We start from the raw sequence: 25,299 nt of genomic DNA on the forward strand, positions 1-25,299 counted from the left end.
AGTTCCCCTCTTGGTCCCCACGCAGGGCAGATCTCAGAGTAGGCGTGATCTTGGATGATTTCTCCGCACGAGCGTTCGCGTATGAGTGGGAGATCGTTCTTCTCAAGAAGGACACCTGGCTGAGTGATCTCCAGGAGAAGCGCATTGACTTCCTGTTCGTGGAGTCCGCCTGGAACGGCAATGGCGGCTCCTGGAAGTACCAGTTGACTGGCACCTCAGGGCCAAAGACCGAAATTCTCGGTCTCTTGCGTTGGTGCCGTGAAAACGACGTACCAACGGTCTTTTGGAACAAGGAAGATCCACCACACTTCGAGGACTTCCTGCCAGCGGCCAGAGAGTTTGATGTCGTCTTCACCTCAGATGAGAACAAAATTCCCGAGTATCGCAAAGCTCTAGGGCATGACCGAATCTCTGTGCTTCCATTCGCTGCGCAGCCGGTCATTCACAATCCGGTCCGTCCGGCGGAGGGCAGGCACGCCCGCGACGTAGCATTCGCTGGTATGTACTTTGCGCATAAATATCCAGAGCGTCGAGAACAGATGCGCTTGCTTCTAGACGGAGCCATCGAAGGTTCGGACAGACTTAGGACCGGTCTGGAGATCTTCTCTCGCCAGTTAGGCGGGGAGCCGAACTATCAGTTCCCGGCTCCCTATGACAAGCACGTCGTGGGGGCATTGGACTACGACCGGATGCTCACGGCTTACAAGGCCTACAAGGTGTTTCTAAATGTTAACTCCGTTGTGGATTCTCCGAGCATGTGCGCCCGACGTATCTTCGAAATATCGGCTTCTGGTACTCCTGTCGTGACGACAGGGAGCCATGCCATTCCGCGGTTCTTCCCCGACGGAGAGATACACAGCGTATCTACGTCCGAACAAGCGGCAGATGTCATTAAAGCGCTCATACGCAGCCCGGAACTTAACGACCGCTCTGTCCACTTGGCGCAACGCCGGATTTGGGCTGAGCACACGTATGCACACCGCGCCGAGCACGTCCTTGAGCTCGCCTTGCCACACCGCCGGCGACCCATCATTGCCAAGCCCGTTAGCGCCCTTGTGTCTACCATTCGGCCGCATCAGCTGGAACACGTCTTTAGGACAATTGGGGCCCAACGCGGAGTCGAGGTCGAGCTGGTCCTTTTGACTCACGGATTTACACCTGGCAAGAGTGAAATCCGTGCTCTGCAGGAGAAATACGACGTGAGGAACCTGGTCCTGCTTCAGGAACCGGAGACCACCAGTCTGGGAGCTTGCCTCAATGTTTGTGCCAGTGCGGCGAACCATGCCGTATTGACCAAGATGGACGACGACGACTACTACGGGCCCAACTATCTGTCGGACCAACTGCACGCGTTGATGTATTCCGGTGCCGACGTCGTTGGCAAGCTGGCCCATTTCATGTACATAGCCAGCCGAAACGCTGCAGTATTCAGATTTGACCATATGGAGCACCGGTTCAGCCACATGGTGATGGGCCCCACTATTATGGCCCGTCGCGAAGTCTTCGAACAGCATCGTTTCGGCGACATTAACCGCGGGGAAGACACAGAGTTTCTCAAGGCCATCGTTGAGTCCGGAGGAAAGATCTATTCCTCAGACCGATATAACTACTACCAACACCGGGGTGGGTCGGGTCACACCTGGACCGCCTCCGACGATGAGCTCCTCGCCTCCGGGGAGATCCAGTTCTGGGGGAATCCCACAGAACACGTCACTCTTTAGAAAAATCATAAACACAAATGTGGGGAGCATTGCGTTGAACACCATTAATCGCGTAGCCGTCATCGGATTGGGCTACATCGGACTGCCAACCGCAGCCATCTTGGCAACAAATGGCGTCGAGGTCATCGGCGTTGACGTCAACCAGCGCACGGTGGACGCCGTGAATGCAGGTCAGGTTCCTTTCGTCGAGCCCGACCTAGGTGTGCATGTGGCGGGTGCGGTAAGCCAAGGCAACTTGAGCGCCAGCACCTTGACGCCGCAGGCAGAGGCCTACATCGTGGCAGTACCCACACCGTTTAGGGAAGACCGTTCGGCGGACTTGAGCTACATTGAGTCTGCGGCGCGCGGTATTGCACCCCAGTTGCAAGGGGGGGAGCTTCTGATTCTGGAGTCCACTTCCCCTCCAGGCGCCACCGAACACATGGCCAACTACATCTTGAACTTGCGCCCGGACTTGAGCCTTGACGGTGCCGACTCGAAGCCTGCAATCCTGGTTGCCCACTGCCCCGAACGTGTACTTCCAGGACGAGTCATGATCGAACTCGTGACTAACGACAGGATTGTTGGAGGCATGACGGCCGAGGCCGCCGAAACAGCTAAACACCTCTACGCGGTGTTCTGCCAAGGCGAAATCCTCACCACCGATGCTGTTACAGCGGAGATGGCAAAGTTGGTAGAGAATTCCTACCGTGACGTCAACATTGCGTTCGCCAACGAGCTCTCCGTTATCAGCGATAAGCTCGGCATCGATGTGTGGGAGCTCATCCGTTTGGCCAACCACCATCCGCGGGTGAACATCCTGCAGCCGGGACCCGGCGTTGGCGGCCACTGCATTGCAGTTGACCCGTGGTTCATTGTTGCAGCTGCACCGGAAGAGTCCAGGCTCATTCGGACTGCCCGTGAAGTCAACGATGCAAAGCCGGAGTGGGTCTTCCAGCAGGTCGTGGCATCACTCGAGTCGCTTCCCGCTACTGCCGAGGTTTCGGTCTTGGGACTTGCATTCAAGGCAAACATCGACGACCTCCGCGAATCGCCGGCAATTGAGATCGCAGCACACCTGGCCGAGGCTCTCTCGGACCGCCGCATCAACGTCGCCGAACCGCACGTCGAGGAATTGCCCAAGCAGTTGGCTGGGCGCAACAACGTGGAGCTTGTCTCGATCGAAGAGTCCGTGAAGCGTTCTGACGTAGTGGTTGTCTTAGTTGATCACGATGACGTCAAAGCAATATCGCCCGAACTTCTGGCCGGCAAAATTGTCATTGATACCCGGGGTGCCCTGACTCGTGAACCCACTCCAGCCGCCGCGGCTGTCTAGGATCCAACAACCGTTCGAGTTGCTTGCCTTCCCCAGGAGCGATAGACATGAAAGTAGAGAATGACCCGCGCAAGAAATATTGATCCCAAAGTTCATGCGATCACAGGCTATCCCTCCATTGGCGCATTCCTAGCCGCCCGCAGCATAAGTGGCGGCTACCACGTGATTGACCATGGCGGACTTCCTATTGATGTCTTGGTCCAAAACCGTGGGCACAAGACGACAGCGGTTTTTTTGCATGGAGCCGTCCGCCCGGAATACAGACTTCCAATGATTGCTGGGTTGGGAGTCTCCCGCGATGTGGACGTCAACAGGATCTTCATATCCGATCCCAGCCTGATCATTAGTTCAACAATGAACCTCAGTTGGTATGTAGGCAACTCAAAGCAACGCCTCCAGCAAATTCTGCAGGACATCATCGCTAAGATCGTTTCGTCCTTTGGCAGCGAAAAGCTGGTCTTCTTCGGCACTTCTGGGGGCGGCTTCGCTTCTCTTTACTATTCGTCCCAGTTCGCGGGCTCACTCGCGATCGTGGCCAATCCCCAGACTAATATCGCTCGGTATGAGCCGGATCCTGTAGCCAATTTTGCTGCGACCTGCTTTGAGGTCACGGGAAGCGACGCCATGGAAAGACTTCCTCACAGCGTTACAACGGATCTAGTTGAGGTGTACAGCAAACCAGTAGACAACACCGTTGCCTACATGCAAAACAGCATGGACACATTTCACATCAATGGGCACCGAGATCCATTTGTTGAGAATTTGCACTACAGTAACGCTGTATTTGAATTGATGGGGGACGATTGGGGCGACGGGCACGCGGCTCCGCCTAAGGCACTCATAACCGACGTCTTGAATATTGCAGTAAGCGATGACTGGGCTGCTGGACTTAAAGGACTCGGATTTACCGCGCCGAATCTTGATGGAATGGATGCCTCAACCAGTCGAGGAAGGCGCGTACGCGAATAGCTGTACGTCGCCTTGGCCCAGTCTGCTGTCCTGCCCCGGGGCAGCACGCCGCGGTTCATGACTACGACTTGCAGGCAGATGTTGCCGGACGCGAGTCGCGTTCTGTCGGTCGCCGGTTTGGCTTAGAAAATTTAATACGTCCCAGAGCAGTTCGATGCACGAAACGACTTCACGGAGCATTGCAGAATGTTAAGACCTAAGAGTGACTCACCGCTAACTAGATTTTTACGAACGCCCAGAGGGATCCTGGGTCTGGCGATCGGTGCTCTGATTTTTGCCGGAGGCCTGATCCACTTCGTTGAAACCAAAAACCTGGGCATTTTTATCGTTGTTACGGGGATAGCTATCGCTGTTCCAGTCCTTTTTGAGGGAACGTTCACTCTTCGCCGTTCGCTTGCAGCTGTACGACAGAGTACGCAAAAAACATCGGAACAGACCCAGAACCTGGCCGGAATCGCGAAATCGGCAGACTCAATCGATAGGCGTGTTCGTCTGAATGAAGCTGATGTGGCTAAGCTGGCCACCACTGCGGGCCCCTCCAAGCACTCGGCGGCAACAGAGTTCCACTTTCCAACGGAACAGATTCGCGACTGGGTTGGGATGACTCGACACACCGATGGCCGTAACATCTCGGTGGCCGCCGCGAACGGCATTTTTGAGGCCCTTAGTCATCATTTGCCGACTACTGCAGTGCACGTGGGATCCGGAATCTCGACGGCATGGATTGCAAACTGCCTGGCTCATCTCCAGCCCCGCCCTTCCCGTGTAGCAGGGTTAGTGGAGTCAGACCGAGAATTGGCTGCTTTCCGCGCAGTTTCTGGTGCTGCCCAGGCCAAGGAAATGGCAAGTTGCCAGCTCCTGCCTTCCAGTCCAGTCCCAGCCGCTTCACTTTCAGGCATCACTGCCCACTCGGCTGACATTGTCGTTATCGATTTCGGCGGAATTTCTTCCGGTGAAACACTCGCTAACAGCATCCCGGCACTCTACTTCAACTGGCTCCGACCCAAAACGCCTGTGATTATTGTCGACTCAACAGCTATTGATGTCCGTCCCGCAGTACAGGCATTTTTGCAAGCCCACCCCCGATTTTTTGTCAAAAGCTTGTCGAAATCGTACAACCATGCAGAATTGATTGGAGCGTGAAAGTGATGAACTCGAGCGACGTCCACCATGGCCTGTTTAACCTCGTTAATGCCTCATTTGGTCTGGATATTTCCTACGCCCTACCTGATTCCACAAGGGAGCTCCCCTCGGTAGGTGTGGTGCTGGATGAATTCTCCACGCAGTGCTTCGCTCCGGAAGCCCGCCTCTGGCCGATCTCCACAAAGGACTACTCCGAAGCCCTAGAGCGTCTTCGCCCCGATATCATGCTGATCGAGTCGGCTTGGAATGGAAATGACGGCGATTGGGCCTATCAGATCACTGGGCCCAGCGGTCCTAAGCCTGCCTTCTATGCGTTGATCCAAGCCTGCCGTCAGCAGGGAATTCCTACGGTTTTTTGGAATAAAGAGGATCCGCCCCACTTTGAGGAATTCCTGCCAGCAGCAAAGGAGTTCGACGTTATCCTCACGTCCGAGGAGTCGTTGATCGAGGCGTACTCGTCCGCTGCGGGCCATGACAACGTGGCAACACTACCCTTCGCAGCGCAGCCGAGAATTCACAGGCCTCTGCGCGATCCTCAGTCGAGTGTCGGAAATATAGCTTTTGCCGGCCAGTATTTTGCACACAAATTCCCGGAGCGCCGGGAACAAATGGATCTGCTGTTTCCCCCTTCGGCGGAACTTGGCTTCTCGATATATTCTCGGGCGCTCGGTGGCGATCCAAATTATGCCTTCCCCGAATCCTATGCCCACTTCGTGGTGGGATCGCTGCCTTATGAGGCAATGGTCCGGGCCTATGGTCACCACAAGGTCTTCCTTAACGTCAATTCCGTCCCCCAATCGAAGAGCATGTGTGCGCGCCGAATCTTTGAGCTCAGCAGCAGCAAAACGGCTGTTGTCAGCGTCGAGTCAGAGGCCATTTCAGGAGCATATGCTGCCGACGAGGTCTTCACAGTCCGGACCCAGCCCGAGGCACGGGAAGTTCTCGGGCGGCTAGTGGGTGACCACGTATTCCGCGAGCGGGCGACCCATAGGGCATGGCGTAGGACCCTGCAGCAGCACACTTACGCCCACAGAATGCAGCAGATCTACGGCATGGCCGGGCTTGAGTGGAGGGTGCCCCAAGAGGATGTCACCGCTGTTTTGGTCGCGTCGTCGTTGGCATCCTTGGAACGGCTCATCAGCCAAGCAAAGGAACAGACTGTTGAGCTCTCCAGCATCGTGGTTGTCTGCCGGGTTGGTCCAGAGGACAGCCAAATCCGGGCCGTTTTGCAGCGACGAGGCCTGTCTGAAGCGACAATCATCCTGCGGACTCCGCAAGACATCGAGAACTTCCAGCCACAAACGAGGTTTATAGCCGTTCTGTCGGAAGCGTTTGATTACGCCCCCAACTACGTCGGCGACTTGAAGCTATACACACTTCACGATGCCCAGCCGCGCGTTACGGGCAAGGCAGTCACCGCGAGTTCACATAAAGCCGATAGCGATTACCTCGGTGATAGTTGGCCAGAAGACACTGAAAGCTTCGGCGTTCTCTCGGGGGCCTGGATTGCACCTGTATCTGCCGGCTGGAAACCGCTGCTGGTGCAGGAAGCCTTGGCACCTGGCACTGTGTACGAGTCTTCGGAACTGGTCGCTATTGCGGATCGGTTCAACGTTCGTGAGGCATCTACCAGTTCAGATCCGTCCTGGACGGTTTAGGGAAACATCATGAAAATTGCTTTGTTTGATGGCATTGTCGAAACGCACGTTGCTAGCTCACTTGAGCGGGCTTTGGTGGCAGCCGGTCATACGGTTCTGAACACCGGCAAGGTCGGACACGGTTACAAATTCGCTACTGGTCCTGGCCAACTGCACGTCCTCAACGCCACGTTGGACAAGGTCATCGACTTCCGTCCCGACGTGATCTTTGTGTTCCGTCCCGCCAGTTTGCCCATGCCCTTGTTGGAGCGGGCTAAACGCACCGGTGCACGCTTGGTGGCATGGCTGTCTGATGACCCAGTACTGTGGGACCTTTCGTATGGTCCTGTAGTAGAAAGCTACGACGTGGTGCTGCACTGCGGAACCGCCAGGGTCTTGGACTTCTACGAATCCATGTTCGGGCGTCCGACGGGGGTTAACTTTCCATTCTGGACAGATCAAACGGCGTTTCCGTACGTATTCGGCTCACAGCCACGGGAATCGGACGCGATGTTCTTGGGCAACGTCCACGACGAAGTTCGCCGTACAAGGTACTTCGACCTCGGTTCGCTGTCGTCAAGTATTCGGATCCATGGCAACGTGGGGCGGGACTACTATCACATCGGTGGTGGCTTCCTAGATAGCGATGAGGAAGTAGTTGAGGCCGGTGCCAGAACTGCTCTTGCTATCAACATTCCTCAGTACTTCCGAGATCACCAAGGCCTCGAAACATGGTTTGACGGCCTGGACAAGCTCGGCTTCTTCCAGTATCCGAGCCGCGTCATCCAGTACGCCGCGATGGGTATTCCGATCGTGTCTGTGGTACCAGACGCTGAGGACCTGGCGTCCTTTCCTGAAATAATCTGCGTTGACTCTATTGCCGAACTGGATTCCAAGATTAGGTCTGTGCTCGCGTCTCCTTCACTGGAGGATTTGAGCCGAGCGACGCACGATCGTTTCCTTCGGAACTACTCTGCCGCTGCCCGGGTCATGGCATTGGAGTCCGTGCTTTCGGACGATTCGTGGACGGGCTTGGATGCCACCGAGCGTAGTCTTTGGTTTACGCAGTTTGACGCCGTCGAGGCTGGCCGCGAGAGTGCCGAGCCATTAGGTTCAGGGGAGGTCTCAACCGCGCGAGAGCACATCGAAATCAGTGCCCCTTCAACGGAGCGCTCAATTGCAGTTCTTGGCGTCGGCTTCCGCAGAGTAACCTCAACATCTTCCGTTGCCATGCGCGCACTCCAAACGTTGGGCCACAACGCGCAAGCGCTGGACCTTGCCAAGTACAAGAGCGTTTTGGTGCCGGACCCCAATGGTGAGTTCAAATTTGTCATCAACGCTGCAAAATTCATTCAGTCCGTGAAGGACCTGCCTGAGCTACTGATCGTTTCTGGGCTTGACTGTGGCATAACACAGGCAGGGAGGGATCAACTGCTCGATGCGGGCGTCAGGTTGGCAGTGATTGGTGCTGAGTATTCCAACAGCAGCGAGAAAGTTAAGCGCTTGGCGTCCAGAGTGGACTACCTCGGCGTCCTTAACGAAACCGTTGCCGCCGGGTTGTTGGGTGACGGTTTCGAGACTGTCGAGTACTTGCCGCATCTTGCAGACCGTTCATTCCGGATGGCAACGGACCGAGTTCGCGAGCGCCAACAGCGCGTAGTCGTTGCAGGCAAGCGACGGCTGCATTTCACCAAGCAGGCCGCAGCTTTCCGCGACTTGTCCGACTGGCCCTCGATGGAGCTCTTCATTGAGGAGTCACCGCAGGAATTCAATGACCTTGAGGCCTTGGCCGCAGCCCTGAAGGCCACGGTTATTGTCGCACCATTCGATGCCAGCATTCCTGGTCCCTTGCCTTCGGAGGCATTGCCGTTTGCCCTGGCATCGGGCTCTTTGGTGGTAGTTCCACGCGGTGTAGGCACCATGAATATCTGCCCCGCTGGAACAGCATCGGTGTCTGTGCGGGAGAAGGGCGAGCTGGCGATGAAACTAGCCAGGCTTGCATCTTCCAATGCGAGCACCTCAAGAATTCTAACGGCGGCCCGGGCAACGGTCTTGGGACCCTTGAATGCAGAACAAAGGTTCGCCGGACTTCTGGAGCGGATCTTCGTCGAGGAAACAATTGCGCCCGACACCAAACAAGAGACGAGCGGATTTCCTTGCGTCGAGCAGAACCTTAGCTGGACCTTGGGCCATGACCAGAGATCCGTGGCAGTAACGCACGAACGCATCAAGGGCAAGGGCACGGACTTGGTGGCGACGGTCGCGCACGGTGTAAGCGAGGAGTCGGCGGGCCTTTACAAGCTCATCGTCAATGTGGGCGGTTCAACCGCATACACTGAGGTGCTCAAGCAGTCTCCGGCAACGCGGAACTTGCGGATCCACGTTCCCAAGAACCAGAAGAATCCTGAAGTGTCCTTCGCGATTCTTCCGGCTTCCAAGTCTTTGAAGGTCCGCCCGGGGGCATTTCCCTCGGCGGAGGTCAGCAATTTGGAGTGGGTGGCCGCCTTGGAGAATGTTAATTCGTTGGTGACGGTTTCTACGTCGGCCTGGGGCTCGGGGAACGGCACGTTCTCCCACTAGTCTCTACTGCTGGTACCACAAAGGCGTCTTCTACCCTGTTAAGGGTAGAAGACGCCTTTGCTATTTAACCGCGGTCGGAGTAGTAGGCGTCATTCTTCACGCCTGAACCGTTGGTCACGTTAATCATGTAGTACTTGCCGATACCCAGAGAGGTGGCACCCAGGCTGGCAATTACGGACTCGAGCCGTGGATTGATGCCGCGCTGCTCACCATAATCTGGGTTATAACTGGAAGCGGTAACGGTCTTTTCGTAGGTCCGGCCGGCGGTGTCCGTCCACTTAATGTTCACAGTCCCGCCACTCAAATTGTGCCCCGTGACCAGAACATTCCCATTGCCGTAGAAGATCGAATCTGTGATGACGGGTGTGGTGTTTCCGGCCTTCATTCGATCGGACAGAGGCCCCCAGACGCCTTGGCAAGTGTAGAAGCCGTCCCACATGTAAGAGATTACCTTCATGGGAACGTTGCCCAGTTGCTGGAGTTGACGGTCAATTCGCGCTTTCGTTGACTGGCCCCTGGTATTGGTATCGCATGGGTTTTGGCTGGTCAGGGGGGCCATGCCCTCCAGATTCGCCCATAGCTCGGCGCCTGTGCCGTCGACTCCTTCTGCAGCAGCCGCGAAGTAGTCGCGGATGGGCGCTTGGTATTTGCTTCCCCACGACCCACTTCCGACGATGGAGGCCGCATACTGATCCACCGGGCTATTTGCTTCGTTTCCGAAGAATGCCCCAGATTTGCCTGTTCCCATTCCATCCTGGATAGCGATGGAGAGATGGTTATTGCCGGCCGTGTTTGCAATTTTTTCAGCACCATCGCGGACTTGGGTAGTCGTAAGACCTACGTTATATCTTCCATCCAAATAGGGACTCACAATCGCGCCACGATCCGGATGTAGCCGGGCAATGGCTTGGTTCTGGATTCGGTAGATGTTCAATATAGGGTCAAATGTTGAGCCGCTGGTGACTGGCATCTCGTAGGACAAGTAGAAGCCACCCAGTCCTGAAACATTGATCACCTTGGATTGGTAACGCAGAAAACGATCCGTGAACTGAGTAAACGCTGGAAGGTAACTGACATCCGGCAGATAGCCGTAGTCGGTGCGTGCCACCGGCAAGGGCATCCCGGCGTAGTATTTCATGCCCAGCGATGTAGCTGTTTTTGCTAATGAGATGTTCACGCCGGAAGTACCGGCTGCGGTCGCACCGCTAACGACCACCACATCGTAGAGTCCATTCGATGACGTGCAGTTGCTGCCTTGGTTTGGAAGTACGAGCACAGTGAATGGCTTGCCGTTGCCCGTGAGGGAAACATCGCGAGGGCAAACATGCGAAGGCGTTCCCCACAATGCGCTGTCCGAGTATGTAAAGTACCGGTTGACCTTTATGCCCGATGCTGCAGCTTGAGCGCAGTTCGTTCCGTTAATCGTGCAATCGGCGGGGATATCGCTCAAAGTGGCTGGCTTAATGCGCGAACCAAAGGTGAGGACAGTGTCCCCGCCAACGGCTTTGATGTCAGAGAGTTTTTGTGCATTTATGGCGTCGCTGCTGCTCCCAAAAATGAAATAGCCACTAATGGGGTATACAGGGGGTGCTGCCGCTTGGGCCGCTGTTCCATGAACGGAACCTGCCACCAGGACAAATGCGGCCAGAAGGCTTGCGGCGACATGACGGGCGGTCAGTGTGCTGGCAGTGGATGTTTTGGACCTGAACTTTTCCACGGAGGATCCTTGGGCTCGTAGGGTGAGACCTTGGACCTATGGCAAAAGAATGACGGGGTAGCAGGCGAAACTCAATGACTTGACAGAAATATTCAAGCAAAAGAAAGGGCCGTCAACTCACAGTAAAGTGTGTGACGGCCCTATCACCAATATGGTGGTGTTAGACGGAAACTGTCATGCCGAATTCATCGATTCGCTGGCCAACTCCGAGTAGCTCAGCGATAGCGGCGACAGTGCGTTCTGAAGCGCGACCGTCGCCATACGGGTTCACCGCGTTGGCCATCGCGTCGAAGTGAAGCGGGTCGTTCAGCAGGCGGTCAACTTCTGCAACAATCTTTTCCTCATCAGTACCGATGAGGGTAACCGTGCCGGCAACAACGGCCTCAGGACGCTCAGTGTTTTCGCGCATCACAAGCACGGGCTTGCCAAGGCTGGGTGCCTCCTCCTGGACTCCACCGGAGTCCGTGAGGACGATGTGGGCCATTGAGAGCATTCGAGTGAATTCTCCGTATGCCAGTGGTTCGGTCACAATCACGTTCGGCTTGCCATCCAGCGCAGGCAGAACGGCTTCCCTCACGACGGGATTCTTATGAGCCGGCAGCACGATGACGAGGTTTGGCTCGGCGTCGGCAATTCGGGCAAGCGCACGGCCAACGCCGCGCATTGCGTCGCCCTGGTTTTCGCGGCGGTGTGTCGTGACCAAGAGAATCTTTTGGCCACTGGCCGCAAGTTCCTCCAATTGGGGGTCAGTAAAGGGAATTTTCTTGTCTACCGTGGTGAACAACGCGTCAATAACAGAGTTACCGGTGACAACGATGTCCTTAGCAGGCACACCTTCAGCGAGAAGGTTTGCTCGACTGGTCGACGTGGGAGCCAAGTGGAGCGCCGTGATCTGACTGGTGATCTTACGGTTGGCTTCTTCGGGGAAGGGAGAGTACAAATTGCCACTGCGGAGTCCAGCCTCGACATGGACTACGGGGATGCCGTGATAAAACGCTGCGATGGCGCCAGCTGTTGAAGTCGTCGTGTCACCCTGAACGATGACAGCGTCAGGCTTCTTTTCGGCGAAAAGTTTGTCAAGACCGGTGATGGTGCGGGTCATGATGTCAGAGAGGGACTGGCCGGGCTGAAGAATGTCGAGATCGTGGTCGGGCGTGATGCCGAACAATTCGTTGACCTGGTCCAACATCTCACGGTGCTGACCAGTTACCGTGACGATGCAATCGAACTCTGCCGATTCGTGGAGTGCGTGGACAATGGGCGCCATCTTGATGGCTTCCGGACGGGTACCAAAAATGGGCATGATGCTGGGCACGATTTTCCCCCATAGAGCGATTTTGCGGCAGACAGAGACCTTCACATCCTATCTGAGCGCAACGCTGAGCCAGAATCCGAGCGGATTCGGAACCGTCTGGGCTCTAGCCGGCAAAAATCAAGGCAACTATCAATGTTGGGACGGCGACAACGACCAGGACTACGAGAACCAGGGCCACTCGGCGCTTAAACTGCTGCAGTTCGTAGGCCTTTGTCTGGACTATCGGGGTTGCGGCAGACGATGGTCGAGGATGGGTGGTTGTTGCTCGGACAGAACCCGAAAAGAGCCGGAGTCCGAACCGGCGGCGCTTGAAATGGCGACCAGCCGGAAGCGGACGCGCGGGTTCTTGACTCACCGTTTGTACCTTCCCTGGATGGCGGCTGTAAGGCCGGTTATCGAACTGTTCCTTCCACTACCTTAGTGAGAAGAGCACTCCGGCCGCATCCAGGTGTCGATCAATCCGCCCGTTTCGATCACGAACCGGTCAATCCACGCGCCCGAGGAAAGGTCCGGCTTAGATCCAACCATCTGCACCTCGGCGGACGTGCACTGGCCAATCAGGGTGCCTGCACGCATGAGGTGATATTCAGACGTCACCACGGTCACGGATTTCCAGCCATGATCCGCAATCAATCCGCGCAAAGCCTCAGCCTCACCCCTGGTGTTCAACGGAGACGGACGGAAGCACACAAGATCAGGATCGCCTTCGCCCGCGTTCTCCTGGCATAGTGCGTCCCCTTCCACGTTGCCGGCCAAGCCGGTGGTTGAGACGACCAGAACGGGTATATCCAGTTTCTCCTGCAATTCCAACGCCACCGGTAACCGTTCCTTGCTCATGCCACCCAGGACAACGATCGCGTCGGTGCGGTGGGGCGTCGCCTGAGGCGGGTTGTAGAAGAATTGAAACGCTGCGATCAGCCAGAGAAATACCGCCAAGAAGCATGCCCCAACAACAACGCCCATGACGCGCGTAGCGGGGGCAGTTTTGAGGGGCACGGGGACAGTCTAAGGTTCGGAAATGGGTGCCCTCTCCCAGCCAGGAGCCGCCGGGAGCGCCTAGCGGGTGTCAACATCCTCAAACACAAGGAAAGTCTGGGTATCCAGCACACCGTCCATGGACTGCAATTGGTCGAAGATCACACGGCGGAGATGGATGTTGTCCGTAGCACGCACCAGAAGAATGACGTCAAAGTCCCCACCCACCAGTGCAATGTGGTGAACCTCGGGAATGGCCCGCAGTTGTTCCTTCAGTTCGCGCCACGAATGTTGCTGAACCTTCAGCGTCACGTAGGCAGAAGACCGTAGGCCTGCCTTGATGGGGTCAACCAAGGCAGTGAACTTGGTCAGCACGCCCTCGCCGGTGAGCCGGGCAATGCGGGAGTACGCGTGGGCGCGGCTGATGTGGACGTTCTCGGCCACCTGCGTGATGGACATGCGGCCGTCGGTGGTGAGTTCGCGGATGATGTCCCGGTCCACGTTGTCCAGGGGTATGGCAGTCTGCTCCGCCTCGGCCTCACTCATGCGCTCTCCAAACCGTCTACAGCAAGGGCACGTTACCCAGCTCACAATTGCAATCTGTCTTTCAGAATACCCATTTTAGGCAAGGTCTTCCATGATTCAGCCGAAAGCTGGATACGAAATATCGCGGGGGAACATACTGGAAGCACATAGTGGCTAGAGAAGGACGGACCAATGACGATCCACGCAGACCACTCTGCGCCGGAAACGGTTGTAGAGGACCAAGCTGCTGACGTTCGGACAAAATTCGGCATCAGCGTTGAGGACTACATGCTTCCCGCCCGGCACCAGATCCAAATGGTGAACCCGGACGGCACCCTCCGCTCCCATGACGAGCAAGGCACCGAACCCGGCCATGAATACCCCACGCCCAGCGATGCTGAACTGATGGCCGCGTACGAGCAGCTCGTCGTCGGCCGCCGCGTTAACGACCAGAACTCTGCGCTCGTCAGGCAGGGCCGTATGGCCGTCTACCCCTCAAGCCACGGCCAGGAAGCCTGCCAGGTGGCAGCTGCCATGTGCCTTAGCGAGGGGGACTGGCTTTTTCCCACCTACCGTGATGCCGTCGCCGTCATGACCCGCGGGGTGGACCCCGTTGAGGTGATGACCATTTTCCGCGGCGACTGGCACGGCGGGTACGACCCCACCGAGCACAACGTGGGCATCCAGTGCACCCCGCTCACCACCCAATTGCTGCACGCCGTGGGCGTCGCCCACGCTGCCAAGCTGCGCGGTGAAAACACCGTTGTGATGGCGATGTGCGGCGACGGCGCCACCAGCGAGGGCGACTTCCACGAGGCCCTGAACTTCGCCGCCGTCTTCCACCTTCCCGTCATCTTCTTCGTCCAGAACAACAAATACGCCATCTCCGTACCGCTCAGCCACCAGTCCGTGGCACCGTCGCTGGCCCACAAGGCTGTTGGCTACGGCATGGCCGGTGAGCGCGTTGACGGTAACGACCTCGTGGCGCTGCTCGCCGTGATGGACCGTGCCGTGAAGCTGGCCCGCGACGGCTCAGGACCGTTGCTGATCGAAGCCCACACCTACCGCATGCAGGCCCACACCAACGCCGACGACGCTACCCGCTACCGCCCGGACAGCGAAGTCGCCGAATGGCAGGCAAAGGATCCGCTGGCGCGTATGAAGTCGTACCTCACGGACAATGGTCTCCTCGACGATGAGGCCAGCAACAGGATTGCTGAGCACGCCGAAACCGTCGCCACCCAGCTCCGCGAAGGCCTGGGCGAGGACGTCCCCGTCCAGCCGCTTGACCTCTTCAAGTACGTCTTCGCCAAGCAAACCCCGCAGTTGAAAGAACAGTCCGAGATGCTCGCCAGCGAACTCGCACGAGAGGAGAGCGGAAAATGACCGTCACCACCACCGTTAACGGCAACGTCAGCGCAGCCACCGCCAGCGCCGCCGCTTCCGCCGCGGCCACTGCCGAAGCCACCGGCCCGCAAAGCCTCACCATGGCCAAGGCGCTGAACACGGCCATGGCCGATGCCATGCGCGCCGACTCTTCCGTCCTGGTCTTCGGCGAAGACGTGGGAATGCTGGGCGGCGTCTTCCGTATCACCGACGGCCTCATGGCCGAGTTCGGCGAACAGCGCTGCTTCGACACCCCGTTGGCAGAATCCGGCATCGTCGGCATGGCAGTGGGCATGGCTATCAACGGCATGCGCCCTGTCATCGAAATGCAGTTCGACGCCTTCGCCTACCCGGCCTTCGAGCAGATCGTCAGCCACGTGGCCAAGATGCACAACCGCACCAAGGGCAAGCTCAAAATGCCTTTGGTGATCCGTGTTCCCTACGCCGGCGGCATCGGGGGAGTGGAGCACCACTGCGACTCTTCCGAGTCCTATTACGCCCACACCGCCGGCCTCAAGGTCTATACGCCGGCCACCGTGGCCGACGGATACCGGATGCTCCGCGAAGCTATCGACTCTGATGACCCCGTGATGTTCATGGAACCCAAGAAGCTCTACTGGTCCAAGGACCAGGTTGACTTGGGTGCCTTGCGAGCAGAGCACGACGCCGGAACCTCCACCGAGGGCCGCGCGGCTGTTGCCCGTCCCGGCACAGACGCCACGCTCGTCGCCTACGGGCCGTCCGTCCCCACCGCGCTCGCCGCTGCCGCTGCCGCCGCTGAAGAAGGCCGCTCCCTGGAAGTCATCGACGTCCGCACGCTGGTCCCCTTCGACGACGAGACCGTCTGCGCGTCCGTACGCAAGACGGGACGCGCCGTCGTGATCGCTGAAGCGCATGGCTTCGCGTCCGTGTCCTCCGAGATCGTGGCCCGCGTCCAGGAACGCGCGTTCCACTACCTCGCGGCGCCGATCCTCCGTGTGACCGGCTTCGACGTACCGTTCCCGTCTCCCAAGCTGGAGCACTATTACCTGCCAAGCGTCGATCGCATCCTCGACGCCGTTGACGACCTTCAATGGGAGGACTGACCATGAGCTCAGATATGCAGGTCTTCAAACTGCCCGACTTGGGGGAAGGCCTCACCGAAGCTGAACTGGTGAACTGGCTTGTCGCCGTTGGTGACGAGGTCAAGGTTGACCAGCCGATTGCCGAGGTAGAGACCGCCAAGTCAATGGTGGAGGTGCCTTCGCCTTACGCCGGTACGGTTGCCGAGCTTCACGGTCAGGCCGGGGAAACGCTCGACGTCGGCAAACCGCTGATCTCGATCGCCCGGGCTGGCGCTGCGGCCGCGGCGCCCGCTGCCGCAGCCGTGTCTGTGGCGCCCACTGCCGTCTCCTCCGGTATTGATGCCTCGCCTGCAGTTGAGGCTGCCGCGGAGACGTATCGCACGGAGGAGAAGGCCGGTTCCGGCAACGTGCTGATCGGCTATGGCACCCCTGGTGGCGCGACCGGTGGTCGCACCCGGCCGCGCAAGGCGAGTGTCGCCGTCGTCGATCTTGGTGCCGTGGCTGAGCCCGCTGCTGAACCGATGATGGAACCGGCGGTTGCCGGGACCCGTATCCCCGGCAGGTTGAGTGCTGTCATCTCGCCGCTCGTGCGCAAGATGGCCCGCGATCATGGAGTCTCCCTCGACGCGATTGCGGGTTCGGGTGCAAGCGGTCTGATCATGCGCCGGGATGTGGAGGCTGCTATCTCAGCGCCGGAGGCTCCTGCCGTTGCTCCGTCCAAGGCAGAGGTGACGGCCGCTGCCGAAGGTTCCGTTGACAGCCGGACCGGCTTGAGCGTTTCCGCCCGGATGCCTGTGCGTGGGGTCCGCAAGGCTGTTGCGGCGAATATGACCCGCAGTCGCTCCGAGATACCCGAGGCAACGGTCTGGGTGGATGTCGACGCAACGGCTTTGCTTGAGATGCGGGCTGAGCTCAAGAAGCGCGCACCGCACGATACCCCCGGTCTGCTGGCCTTCATCGCCCGTTTTGTCACGGCTGGGTTAAAAAAGTACCCGGCCCTGAACACCCGCTTTGAAACTGCTGTGGACGGCTCGCAGGAGATCGTCGGCTTCGATGGCATCAACCTCGGCTTCGCGGCCCAGACGGACCGCGGTCTCGTTGTTCCTTCGGTCCGCAACGCGCATGGGCTGAGCGCCCGTGAGCTGGACGCGGAGATCCGCCGCCTTACCGCCGTCGCCCGTGAGGGTAAAGCGACTCCAACCGAGCTGGGCTCGGGCACCTTCACGCTCAACAACTACGGCGTGTTCGGCGTGGACGGATCCGCAGCGATCATCAACTACCCCGAGGTAGCGATGCTGGGCGTGGGCCGCATCATCGACAAGCCCTGGGTGGTCAACGGTGAGCTGGCCGTCCGCAAGGTCACCGAACTGACCCTCGCCTTCGACCACCGGGTGTGCGACGGCGAAACGGCTGCGGGCTTCCTGCGGTACGTGGCTGACGCGATCGAGAACCCGGGTGGAGCGCTCGCGGATATGTAAGGCCGCAAAGTAGGTCAACGACAGCAGGGACCACGATTTCTGTATCGTGGTCCCTGCTGTTGAATCTGGATCAGAAATGAGGGCTGCGCGGTATCGGGGCCGCTACTTTACGGCGGCTGTTATCGCATCCCGCATCTTGTGGTAAACCGCATCTACATAGTGATAGGGCGCCAGGCCCCATTGGTGGCCTGCGGCGGCCTTGACTGTGTCTTGCCCGATGGATAGCACGGTACAACCCTCGGCCCGAAGGTGGTCAAAATAGCGCTGATAAACCTTGTTGTACGTTGCAGCGTAGAGGCCCCGGTATATGAGGTCCGCGTGTCCGCTGTCAGAGCTCTCCGACCATTCCGGGGCCAGGACAAGAATTGGACGGCCTGTGTCTTTGATCTTACGGATCACTACACTTGCCGACTGCGACCAGAGCTTGAAGTGTTCCTCGGACCCAAAGGCGATGAGGCGAGGCTCGATGTCCTGCTGTTGTAGAAGTTTGCTTTCTCCCAGTTCCCAGCTCTGCGTGATGTATGAACCACCTCCGAGCTCGTACACTCCCAGCCGTTCGTCCACGAGGTCCAGAACAAAGAGGTCAGTTTCGCTCGCCGCCTTATCGATCGTGGCAAAGAGGGACGACCGGATGTCATTTCGGACGCACTGATTCTGGAACTTGGATGTGAGTGCGCTCTCTCCACGGAGAACGCCCCTGGGGGAGGCGGCACTGATCATCCCTTGACGGGCGACGTATTCGACGATGGTCCAGTCTTTGTCGAGGAAGGGGTACGTGTCGCGGGACACGCAACTGCCGTAAATGAACAAGCCGGGCAAAATGAACTCCCACATTGTCGGAAGAGAATTCCCCCAGCGTAGCAAGACGAGTGGAGTCCTGATGACATGCCAGCTTCAGTGCCTGGCCGACCGGCGAGTTCGTCGGCCGGAGGACGGGTCCGGTATCTTATCTTGGTGGGGAATATAGAACACTTCGCTGAACGTCGTACTTATGCGTTCGATATGGGCTTTGGTTTTTGTGAGCTGTGTGCTGAGGCGTACTTCCTGAACGGTCAGAATGAGGGCCCGGACCACCCCTGTCCCACGCGGCCCCGGATCATCGACCCTTCGGTACATATGGTCACCAACTACAAGGGTATGGAGTCGTTCCTGCGAGCGTCAGCCATCCCGCAGGGCTATCAGATTGTCGTCGAGAACGGCCTCCCCATTGACGTCAACGTTCAAAACAGGGGTTTCGACACGACCGTTGTCTTCTTCCAAGGAGCCATCGACCCGAGGTGGACATTACCCGCCTTCGCCGGCATGGGTGTCTCATCCGATATAGCCGTGAATCGAATCTTCATATCGGACCCGAGCCTGGTCCTTACCGACCGACTGAACTTGGGATGGTTCGTTGGCAACTCGCGGATGAACATCCAGAAGAACTTGTTGGCCATTATCAGTCACATAACGGAAACATGGGGGGAGCAGCAGATTGTCTTCTACGGTGCATCCGGTGGTGGCTTTGCATCGTTGTTCTTCTCGGCACACTTCCCCGGCTCGTTGGCAATCGTTTCCAACCCGCAGACGAACATAGCTAAATACGAACTAGCAGCAGTGGAACGTTTTGCTGACGTTTGCTACGGCGTCCGTGGAGAGGATCCAATGGATCAGCTTCCTGAGGACGTCACAACCGACCTTCTCGGGCTCTACCGAGAACCGAGGGGAAACGTTGTGGCGTATATGCAAAACAGCACGGACGTCTCCCATGTTGAGAATCACATGAATCCACTTCTGGCCGCGGCACACCCGGACAACGAGATTCATCTTTTGCTCGGCCAGTGGGGTGAGGGTCATGTGGCTCCACCCAAGCCAATCCACGTGGAAGCGCTGACAGTAGCCGCAAGCCGAGACTGGCAGTCGGGGCTCGCCGCCATGGGCTTCGAAAGAGTCGAGTTGTCAGTTCAGGCGTAAGGCACAAACTGTCCGCCGCGCGGGGAAAAGTAGTCACGACGCCGATGGTCAGGTTCCCCTCGAACCTGACCATCGGCGTCGTACTTTTCCGCAACCAAAAAGCCACCGTCCGGTTCCCACAGCCCGACCCGGTAGGCTGGAAGCTGCTTTTTGACGCTCTAAAACCGAGGTACCGTGCGAGTTGTAGTTCTTGGAGACATTGGTCAATCCATTTATCACGTGGGTGACGAAGCGATGACTCATGCCGTAGTGGACGAACTCCAGGCCCGCGGAATCACGGACATTGTGCTCCTGTCCCGGAACCCGGAACAGAGCAGCAAGCTGTATGGCACGGCCGCAGTGAAGACCTTGAAGTTCCCGTGGCCTCCCAACCGTCGAGAGACGTACCTGAAGGAAATCCAGGCTGTCCTGACGGGTGATATGGATGCCCTTCCTGCCGCAGATCAGGTCCATACGCTCATCGAGACAATTAAGTCTTCTGATGGTGTGGTTATTGCAGGCGGCGGCAACATGAACTCCCCGTATGGCTGGTTGCTGTACGAACGGGCCGCAGTGGGCGCAATTGCGAACGCACTCGACAAGCCGCTGGTCATCTCTGGCCAGACCGTGGGACCCGTCCTCACAGGACCCGACTACGACGCCGCTGTGGAACTCTTCCGCTCGGCAGCGCTCTCCAGTGTCCGGGAGCAAACGTCCTTCGAACTGATGCGTGAAGCTGGCGTCCCGGCCGGATTGACCTTGGATGACGCCAGCTTCCTCAAAGCGGGCCCTGTTGACGCAGCCTATTCGTCGGCCGTTCCGACGTACCAGCCCAGCCCGGATCGGCCGTACATAGTGGCCAGCTTCGCGCCTGGAACGGGAGCGATGGACAGGGACGACTTCAACCAGGGCGTGGCAGACCTGCTGGACAGGATCGCCGACGCCGGCCAGGTGGACGTCGTGATGGTTCCGCACATGTCCCGACCGGGGAACCGTGACATGGACATGGAGACGCACGAGGATATCCGCCGCCGGATGCGGTCCAAGAACGTCACCGTCTGCGGGCAGTTCACTGCGGAAGACGCTGCATCCCTGACGATGCGGGCCGAATTCGTAGTCGCCAGCAGATACCACCCCATCGTCTTCGCATTGGCAGCAGGGGTGCCTTGCCTTGGTATTGCGGTGGACTACTACGGAGAAGTCCGGCTGGGTGGCGCCCTTGCCAACTGGGGCTTGGGACACACCCTGCGGTCATTGAGGCACGTGGTAACCCCAGGGTTTGACGACTATGTGGACCTTCTCTGGAACCGCCGGAATGACATCCGGGCTTATCTGCAGGACCTCAGCGCCGCGCAAAGCTCGTTCCAAAGCACCTGGTGGGACGCCGTCGTCGAGACCCTCAAGGGCGCCACCCTGGACGCCCCGGTCCTCAGCACTCCGGAACCGGTCTTCCCCGAACTGCACTCGGGCGAGCACCCTGCCGCTGCCAAACTAACGGCCAACAACGAATCGCACATTGGTCACCAGTCCGTGGAGCTTTACCGGCTGACCCATGCCTTGGAGGACACCACCGGCACTCTCGCGGCGGTGGAAGCTGAACACGAGAAGCTGCGGGTTGCCTTGGAGGACTCGGCCGGGAAACTGTCAGCCGTAGAGACCGAATCCAACGAGCTCCAGAATCAGCTCCGGGCGCTCGAGACGTCCCTTGTTGTACGGGTGGCACGACGCCTGAAGTTGCTCCGGGCCTGACCCGCCAGTCTTCCAGCTTCCCTTCGGATTTGGTGGGTAGAGTAGAGGCCTGAACATCGCCGGATTGCAGTGGATACGGAGCACGAATTGTCAGCTTGGCTAGAACTCGGACCAGACAACTACGTCTTGGAAACCGAGGGATCGTTACTGAACACCGGGCTCGTGGTGGGCTCTGAGCTTGCCATGGTCATCGACACCGGCTGTGGCCCCCGCCAAGGCCGGGAGATCCTCGCTGCGGTCCGCGAAAAGACCCGGCTGCCGCTGGTAGTGGTGAACACGCATGCGCACTATGACCACTTCTTCGGCAATGCAGTTTTTGCCGACGACGGCGTCACGGAGTTTTGGGCGCACGCCAACTGTGCTGCGGCCATCGAGCGCGACGCCGACAACCAGCGCCGCTTCGTGGCCACCAACGAACCGGAGATGGCAGCGGCGGAAGGCGACGCCGTCGACATCGTCGTTCCCAACGCGCTGGTCCACGATCAGCCGGTCCTCGTGGACCTCGGCGGAATCACCGCCACACTCTTCTATCTGGGCCGCGCGCACACTGACGGTGACCTCTTGGTAGGCACCAGCTCCACGTTGTACGTGGGCGATTTGGTGGAGCAGGGTGCGCATCCGTCGTTCGAGGATTCGTACCCCGAGGAGTGGGCCGATGCCCTGCGGCACATCTCCGCCCTCCGACACCGTTACGAGTTCCTGGTCCCCGGGCACGGCAAACCTGCCAGCGACGAGTTCGTCAAAACCATGGCCGACACCATGAGCACGGCTGTACGCCAGGCCACCCAGAGCATTCGGGACATGCCTTCCGACGCAACCAAAGCGATTCCCGTGCTGCCGTACGGCCCGGAGCAGTCCCGCTGGTTCATCAAGAGGCTTCAAGAAACCAACGCCCAAGGACGTGCCTCGCTGGCTACGCCGGACTTCGGACCGGGAAAGACAGGTTCCTACCCTTCTTAAACCAGAGCTGCTGAAATCCAGTCAACGAAGCAGAAGAACGGTCCGTCATCAAATTGTTGGTGACGGACCGTTCAGGTTTTTACCAGTGATGCGAACCCCCTGGCCTACCAACTGCCCGCTAGGGTGTGACTCCGGTGCTGGAGTAGCCGATCTGGATTCTTGATCCTGTGGGCAGCGCGCCGAGTGGCTGGTTCAGTACAACATCGATCATCGTGACGATGATTGAACTGGATGACTTGCTGACCTTATGCAGGGTGACCTGGCCGAGGCCTGCCACCTGCACTACGGTGTTGGGAGCGACAGAAGCATTGATAGCTGGAAGCCCTGCAATCCTCAGGTTGGTGAACGTGGAGGTGTCCGTCAGCGTGGCTGTTGTGGCGCCCGCGGCCCGGGTTGCGCTCGTCTCAGCCTTGATGGCGTCTGCCTGAATCAGGCCGTTGAGCACGTTGAGTCCTGCAAGAGAGTTGGTTACTACGCTCTTCGGTTGCGGGGTCAGTACGCCGCTGGTCTTCGTTGAAGACGCTCCGACTGTCAACAGGCCCGGGATGGTCGTTCCAGCCACGTTTGCCGACCCTGTTCCGCCGCTGCACCCGAGGTAGGCAACTGCGGTTGGACCCGAATTGAGCAGTCCTGAAGCCAGCACAGCCCTGGTGCTGAAACCTGAACCGGCCAGGAAGCCCGACTGTGCAGGGGTCAGGTTGGCCGTGCTGACACCCAAGCGGATATCCGTTCCGATCTTGAGCCCAGGCAGCCCGGCCTTCAGAACTTCTACACGTAGCGCCGTGGTGGATACCTGATAAGTCCCGTTAACCAGGCGCTTTTCCTGCCCGTTCAAGGTGATCTTGCCAACGGAACCCACCAACGGTACAGCCAGATCGAGCACCGTGTTTGCGCCCGGGTTGGCCCCAACCGCGATGCCCAAAACCTTTAGATCAGCAATGGTCGTCTTGTTTGTGCCAGAAAAGGCACCCGCAGTGTTCTTATCCGCAGAACTTTCGGAGGTGATGGCGCCTGCAGTGATAAGCCCACCCAAGAGGCTGGTTCCGTTGATCGTTGATTTGCTTTCGATCCGTTTACCCGTGGTGGTGAGCAGGGTTTTGACACTGGTCGTTGCTGCGCCGACGTTGCCGACGGCGGGAACGGTTAGTGCCGCCGCGGTGTTAGAGGAAGTCTTTCCTGTGGCACCGGTGCAACTGATGCTTGAACTGGCGGTCGGACCGGAAGTTAGTGTCTTATCCGTATTGAAAATGTAGGAACCATACGCGGTACCAGAGAATCCGGTGGTTACCTGCGCTGGTGTGGTTGCAGCAAGGGCCGGTGTAGCCGACCCGGCAAGCGCAAGAGTTAGTGCCCCCACTAAAGCAACATGCGAACGTTTCATGTAGTTCTCCCCAGAATGTCGTACACGATCTCGTAAGAGTGCTTACGGTGGTGCTCACGGTACAGTCCGGAAATAGGCTAAAACAATAGATCCAACGAATCGGGTAAAGAGTTTCTTTTCTATTCCCTCGTCCGACGCCCTAGGCAGGACTAACCAAGAATTGTCCGCGCGGTGCAGGCTGCAGGGATTCTGTGAGATGAGTGCCCCCCCCGGAATCACGTTGTGAAATCTTGTTTACTCCCAGCCATGGACTAATGGGTAACTCCAGTCCTAGGATGAAGGCGACCATTCGGTTCGCGACTACCTGGGGGTGTCGAGATGAAGGGCACACGCGTATTCCCGCGTGCTACCAACATTCTCCGCTCTGTCATGATCGCTGGAGCCGGTACGGCAATCTGGATGGCACTCTCCGCAACAGCTGCGAATGCCGACAGTGGATCTGCAGATAACCACACACTTCTGGGTGAAGCATCGTCCAACGTCTCCGCTGCTGTTTCCTCGGCAACAGACGCCGTCGGGTCCGTTGCAAAAGCTGCTGATCCACCTGCGAAGGCTCAAATCATCAGCATTCCTGTCCCGAACGTGCCGCTGCCCGCACCTAAGGCGGTAGTGCCCACTAAACCGATGACCATTCATGTTCCGGTGGTGACGCCCATCGTGGAGCACGTCGGGGGATCGGTCGGCACCATCGTGGGGACCGTCCCAGTCGTCAACCACGTTGTTCCGGCTGAAACAGTCGAAAACGTCGTGGACACGGTGGTGGCTCCGGTAACTGGAAGCGTTGACCAGACCGTGGAGGCAGTGGTTCCTCCCGTCAACGATGGCCTGGCACCCCTTGGCTTGGAGCCCGTCACCGACGTAACGAACCCCATTGTTCAGCCGATCGTGGATGTGGTTGACACCGTCCTCCTGCCAGTCGCCACGGTTGTTCCACCGGTTGTACCGGGCCTTCCGCCGCTGGCTGGTGGGGGCTCCGAGCCTCCCGAAATCCCGGCTGGAGACACAGCCCCGGGCGTCGGCACGCTCCCAGGTTCCGGCGTCGTAAGTTCACCGGAAGGTGAGGCCGTGGCCGGAACTCCACCCCGGGAGTCATCTCCCGCACAAGTCGAGCAGCTAGCACTCGCGACTGCTGCGCCGGTGCTTCCCAACACCCGCGTGCTCGGCTATTCAGGCACGGTACCGGCCGTTGGAGCAGCCGCGACGAGCAACCCGAGGGCGCCGGCGGAGTTGCCTGCGGACCCCAAAGCTGTACCGGCTGGCCTGGCTGGGGCCGGGTCCGGTAACTCCCAAAACGGTCCACCGACCCCTGCGGCAGCTTTCCTGCACGGCGGACTCATAATTCCCGCGGATTCCCTTTCTGACCTTGTGACGGTCAGCGATGAACACCATCCAAAGCCGGTCTGTTTTGATCCCGGCTCCTCTCCTGACTAGTTCCCCAGCCCAGCTGCGCTT

19 protein-coding genes are annotated in these 25,299 nt (G+C 58.4%); 13 read left to right on the plus strand and 6 right to left on the minus strand.

Annotation, left to right across the window (positions count from 1 at the left end; genetic code table 11):
* The first annotated feature begins 44 nt into the window (after positions 1-44).
* The 6 genes from BLW08_RS16385 to BLW08_RS16410 all read left to right on the plus strand — a co-directional run bounded on the left by BLW08_RS16385 (position 45) and on the right by BLW08_RS16410 (position 9,365).
* Entirely contained in the window at positions 45-1,721 is a 1,677-nt protein-coding gene (locus BLW08_RS16385) for a glycosyltransferase family protein (RefSeq protein WP_368086892.1), read from the plus strand.
* Positions 1,722-1,755: 34 nt separating this feature from the next.
* Positions 1,756-3,036, plus strand: coding sequence for a UDP-N-acetyl-D-mannosamine dehydrogenase (wecC, locus tag BLW08_RS16390; RefSeq protein WP_254779917.1), 1,281 nt, complete (start codon positions 1,756-1,758; stop codon positions 3,034-3,036).
* 60 nt (positions 3,037-3,096) lie between these two features.
* Entirely contained in the window at positions 3,097-4,005 is a 909-nt protein-coding gene (locus BLW08_RS16395) for a hypothetical protein (protein ID WP_139244915.1), read from the plus strand.
* A gap of 186 nt (positions 4,006-4,191) precedes the next feature.
* A complete protein-coding gene (locus tag BLW08_RS16400; protein WP_139244916.1) occupies positions 4,192-5,148 on the plus strand; it encodes a hypothetical protein in 957 nt (318 codons plus the stop codon).
* A gap of 5 nt (positions 5,149-5,153) precedes the next feature.
* Positions 5,154-6,806, plus strand: coding sequence for a CgeB family protein (locus tag BLW08_RS16405; protein ID WP_254779941.1), 1,653 nt, complete (start codon positions 5,154-5,156; stop codon positions 6,804-6,806).
* Between the two features lie 9 nt (positions 6,807-6,815).
* Entirely contained in the window at positions 6,816-9,365 is a 2,550-nt protein-coding gene (locus BLW08_RS16410) for a glycosyltransferase family protein (protein WP_091326453.1), read from the plus strand.
* 64 nt (positions 9,366-9,429) lie between these two features.
* Here BLW08_RS16410 and BLW08_RS16415 read toward each other — a convergent pair whose 3' ends face one another.
* The 4 genes from BLW08_RS16415 to BLW08_RS16435 all read right to left on the minus strand — a co-directional run bounded on the left by BLW08_RS16415 (position 9,430) and on the right by BLW08_RS16435 (position 13,918).
* Entirely contained in the window at positions 9,430-11,082 is a 1,653-nt protein-coding gene (locus BLW08_RS16415) for a hypothetical protein (RefSeq protein ID WP_091326455.1), read from the minus strand.
* 160 nt (positions 11,083-11,242) lie between these two features.
* A complete protein-coding gene (gene wecB, locus BLW08_RS16420; protein ID WP_091326456.1) occupies positions 11,243-12,397 on the minus strand; it encodes a non-hydrolyzing UDP-N-acetylglucosamine 2-epimerase in 1,155 nt (384 codons plus the stop codon).
* Positions 12,398-12,814: 417 nt separating this feature from the next.
* On the minus strand, positions 12,815-13,393 hold the full coding sequence (locus tag BLW08_RS16430) for a YdcF family protein (protein ID WP_254779919.1): 579 nt from the start codon (positions 13,391-13,393) through the stop codon (positions 12,815-12,817).
* Positions 13,394-13,453: 60 nt separating this feature from the next.
* Complete coding sequence (locus tag BLW08_RS16435) at positions 13,454-13,918, minus strand: Lrp/AsnC family transcriptional regulator (protein WP_091326460.1); 465 nt, start codon at positions 13,916-13,918, stop codon at positions 13,454-13,456.
* Positions 13,919-14,089: 171 nt separating this feature from the next.
* On the opposite strand from BLW08_RS16435, the gene pdhA reads away from it, so the two are divergent.
* The 3 genes from pdhA to BLW08_RS16450 are packed head-to-tail and all read left to right on the plus strand — an operon-like array spanning position 14,090 to position 17,825.
* Positions 14,090-15,283, plus strand: a complete 1,194-nt coding sequence (pdhA, locus tag BLW08_RS16440; protein WP_091326462.1) for a pyruvate dehydrogenase (acetyl-transferring) E1 component subunit alpha — start codon at positions 14,090-14,092, stop codon at positions 15,281-15,283.
* On the plus strand, positions 15,280-16,368 hold the full coding sequence (locus tag BLW08_RS16445; protein ID WP_091326464.1) for an alpha-ketoacid dehydrogenase subunit beta: 1,089 nt from the start codon (positions 15,280-15,282) through the stop codon (positions 16,366-16,368). The genes pdhA and BLW08_RS16445 overlap by 4 nt, the downstream gene beginning before the upstream one ends.
* 2 nt (positions 16,369-16,370) lie before the next feature.
* Positions 16,371-17,825 carry a dihydrolipoamide acetyltransferase family protein gene (locus tag BLW08_RS16450; RefSeq protein WP_254779921.1) on the plus strand — a complete coding sequence of 485 codons (1,455 nt, stop codon included), beginning with the start codon at positions 16,371-16,373 and terminating at the stop codon, positions 17,823-17,825.
* Positions 17,826-17,927: 102 nt separating this feature from the next.
* Here BLW08_RS16450 and BLW08_RS16455 read toward each other — a convergent pair whose 3' ends face one another.
* Positions 17,928-18,659, minus strand: coding sequence for a DUF6270 domain-containing protein (locus tag BLW08_RS16455; protein ID WP_091326466.1), 732 nt, complete (start codon positions 18,657-18,659; stop codon positions 17,928-17,930).
* Between the two features lie 282 nt (positions 18,660-18,941).
* Between BLW08_RS16455 and BLW08_RS16460 the strand changes: the two genes are divergently transcribed.
* The 3 genes from BLW08_RS16460 to BLW08_RS16470 all read left to right on the plus strand — a co-directional run bounded on the left by BLW08_RS16460 (position 18,942) and on the right by BLW08_RS16470 (position 22,466).
* Positions 18,942-19,778 (plus strand): hypothetical protein, encoded by an 837-nt coding sequence (locus tag BLW08_RS16460; protein ID WP_217639251.1) that lies wholly within the window; start codon positions 18,942-18,944, stop codon positions 19,776-19,778.
* Between the two features lie 174 nt (positions 19,779-19,952).
* The gene (locus BLW08_RS16465) at positions 19,953-21,506 is read left to right on the plus strand and encodes a polysaccharide pyruvyl transferase family protein (RefSeq protein WP_254779923.1); all 1,554 of its coding nucleotides are present in this window, start codon (positions 19,953-19,955) and stop codon (positions 21,504-21,506) included.
* An 87-nt stretch (positions 21,507-21,593) separates the two neighbouring features.
* A complete protein-coding gene (locus BLW08_RS16470; RefSeq protein WP_254779924.1) occupies positions 21,594-22,466 on the plus strand; it encodes an MBL fold metallo-hydrolase in 873 nt (290 codons plus the stop codon).
* A gap of 118 nt (positions 22,467-22,584) precedes the next feature.
* Here BLW08_RS16470 and BLW08_RS24285 read toward each other — a convergent pair whose 3' ends face one another.
* Entirely contained in the window at positions 22,585-23,847 is a 1,263-nt protein-coding gene (locus BLW08_RS24285) for a choice-of-anchor P family protein (protein WP_302846910.1), read from the minus strand.
* A gap of 318 nt (positions 23,848-24,165) precedes the next feature.
* Here BLW08_RS24285 and BLW08_RS16480 point away from each other — a divergent pair, with 318 nt between their 5' ends.
* Positions 24,166-25,278: a hypothetical protein gene (locus BLW08_RS16480; protein ID WP_091326473.1), complete on the plus strand. Its 1,113-nt coding sequence runs from the start codon at positions 24,166-24,168 to the stop codon at positions 25,276-25,278.
* The last annotated feature ends 21 nt before the right edge of the window (positions 25,279-25,299 follow it).

Source organism: Arthrobacter sp. cf158, from assembly GCF_900106835.1.
Taxonomy (GTDB): domain Bacteria; phylum Actinomycetota; class Actinomycetes; order Actinomycetales; family Micrococcaceae; genus Arthrobacter.

Bases quoted from the DNA above. Each gene is read 5' to 3' on its own strand.
- BLW08_RS16395 (WP_139244915.1), top strand. From the start codon at position 3,097: ATGACCCGCGCAAGAAATATTGATCCCAAAGTTCATGCGATCACAGGC.
- BLW08_RS16400 (WP_139244916.1), top strand. From the start codon at position 4,192: ATGTTAAGACCTAAGAGTGACTCACCGCTAACTAGATTTTTACGAACG.
- BLW08_RS16405 (WP_254779941.1), top strand. From the start codon at position 5,154: ATGAACTCGAGCGACGTCCACCATGGCCTGTTTAACCTCGTTAATGCC.
- BLW08_RS16410 (WP_091326453.1), top strand. From the start codon at position 6,816: ATGAAAATTGCTTTGTTTGATGGCATTGTCGAAACGCACGTTGCTAGC.
- BLW08_RS16435 (WP_091326460.1), bottom strand. From the start codon at position 13,918: ATGAGTGAGGCCGAGGCGGAGCAGACTGCCATACCCCTGGACAACGTG.
- pdhA (WP_091326462.1), top strand. From the start codon at position 14,090: ATGACGATCCACGCAGACCACTCTGCGCCGGAAACGGTTGTAGAGGAC.
- BLW08_RS16445 (WP_091326464.1), top strand. From the start codon at position 15,280: ATGACCGTCACCACCACCGTTAACGGCAACGTCAGCGCAGCCACCGCC.
- BLW08_RS16450 (WP_254779921.1), top strand. From the start codon at position 16,371: ATGAGCTCAGATATGCAGGTCTTCAAACTGCCCGACTTGGGGGAAGGC.
- BLW08_RS16455 (WP_091326466.1), bottom strand. From the start codon at position 18,659: ATGTGGGAGTTCATTTTGCCCGGCTTGTTCATTTACGGCAGTTGCGTG.
- BLW08_RS16460 (WP_217639251.1), top strand. From the start codon at position 18,942: ATGGTCACCAACTACAAGGGTATGGAGTCGTTCCTGCGAGCGTCAGCC.
- BLW08_RS24285 (WP_302846910.1), bottom strand. From the start codon at position 23,847: ATGAAACGTTCGCATGTTGCTTTAGTGGGGGCACTAACTCTTGCGCTT.
- BLW08_RS16480 (WP_091326473.1), top strand. From the start codon at position 24,166: ATGAAGGGCACACGCGTATTCCCGCGTGCTACCAACATTCTCCGCTCT.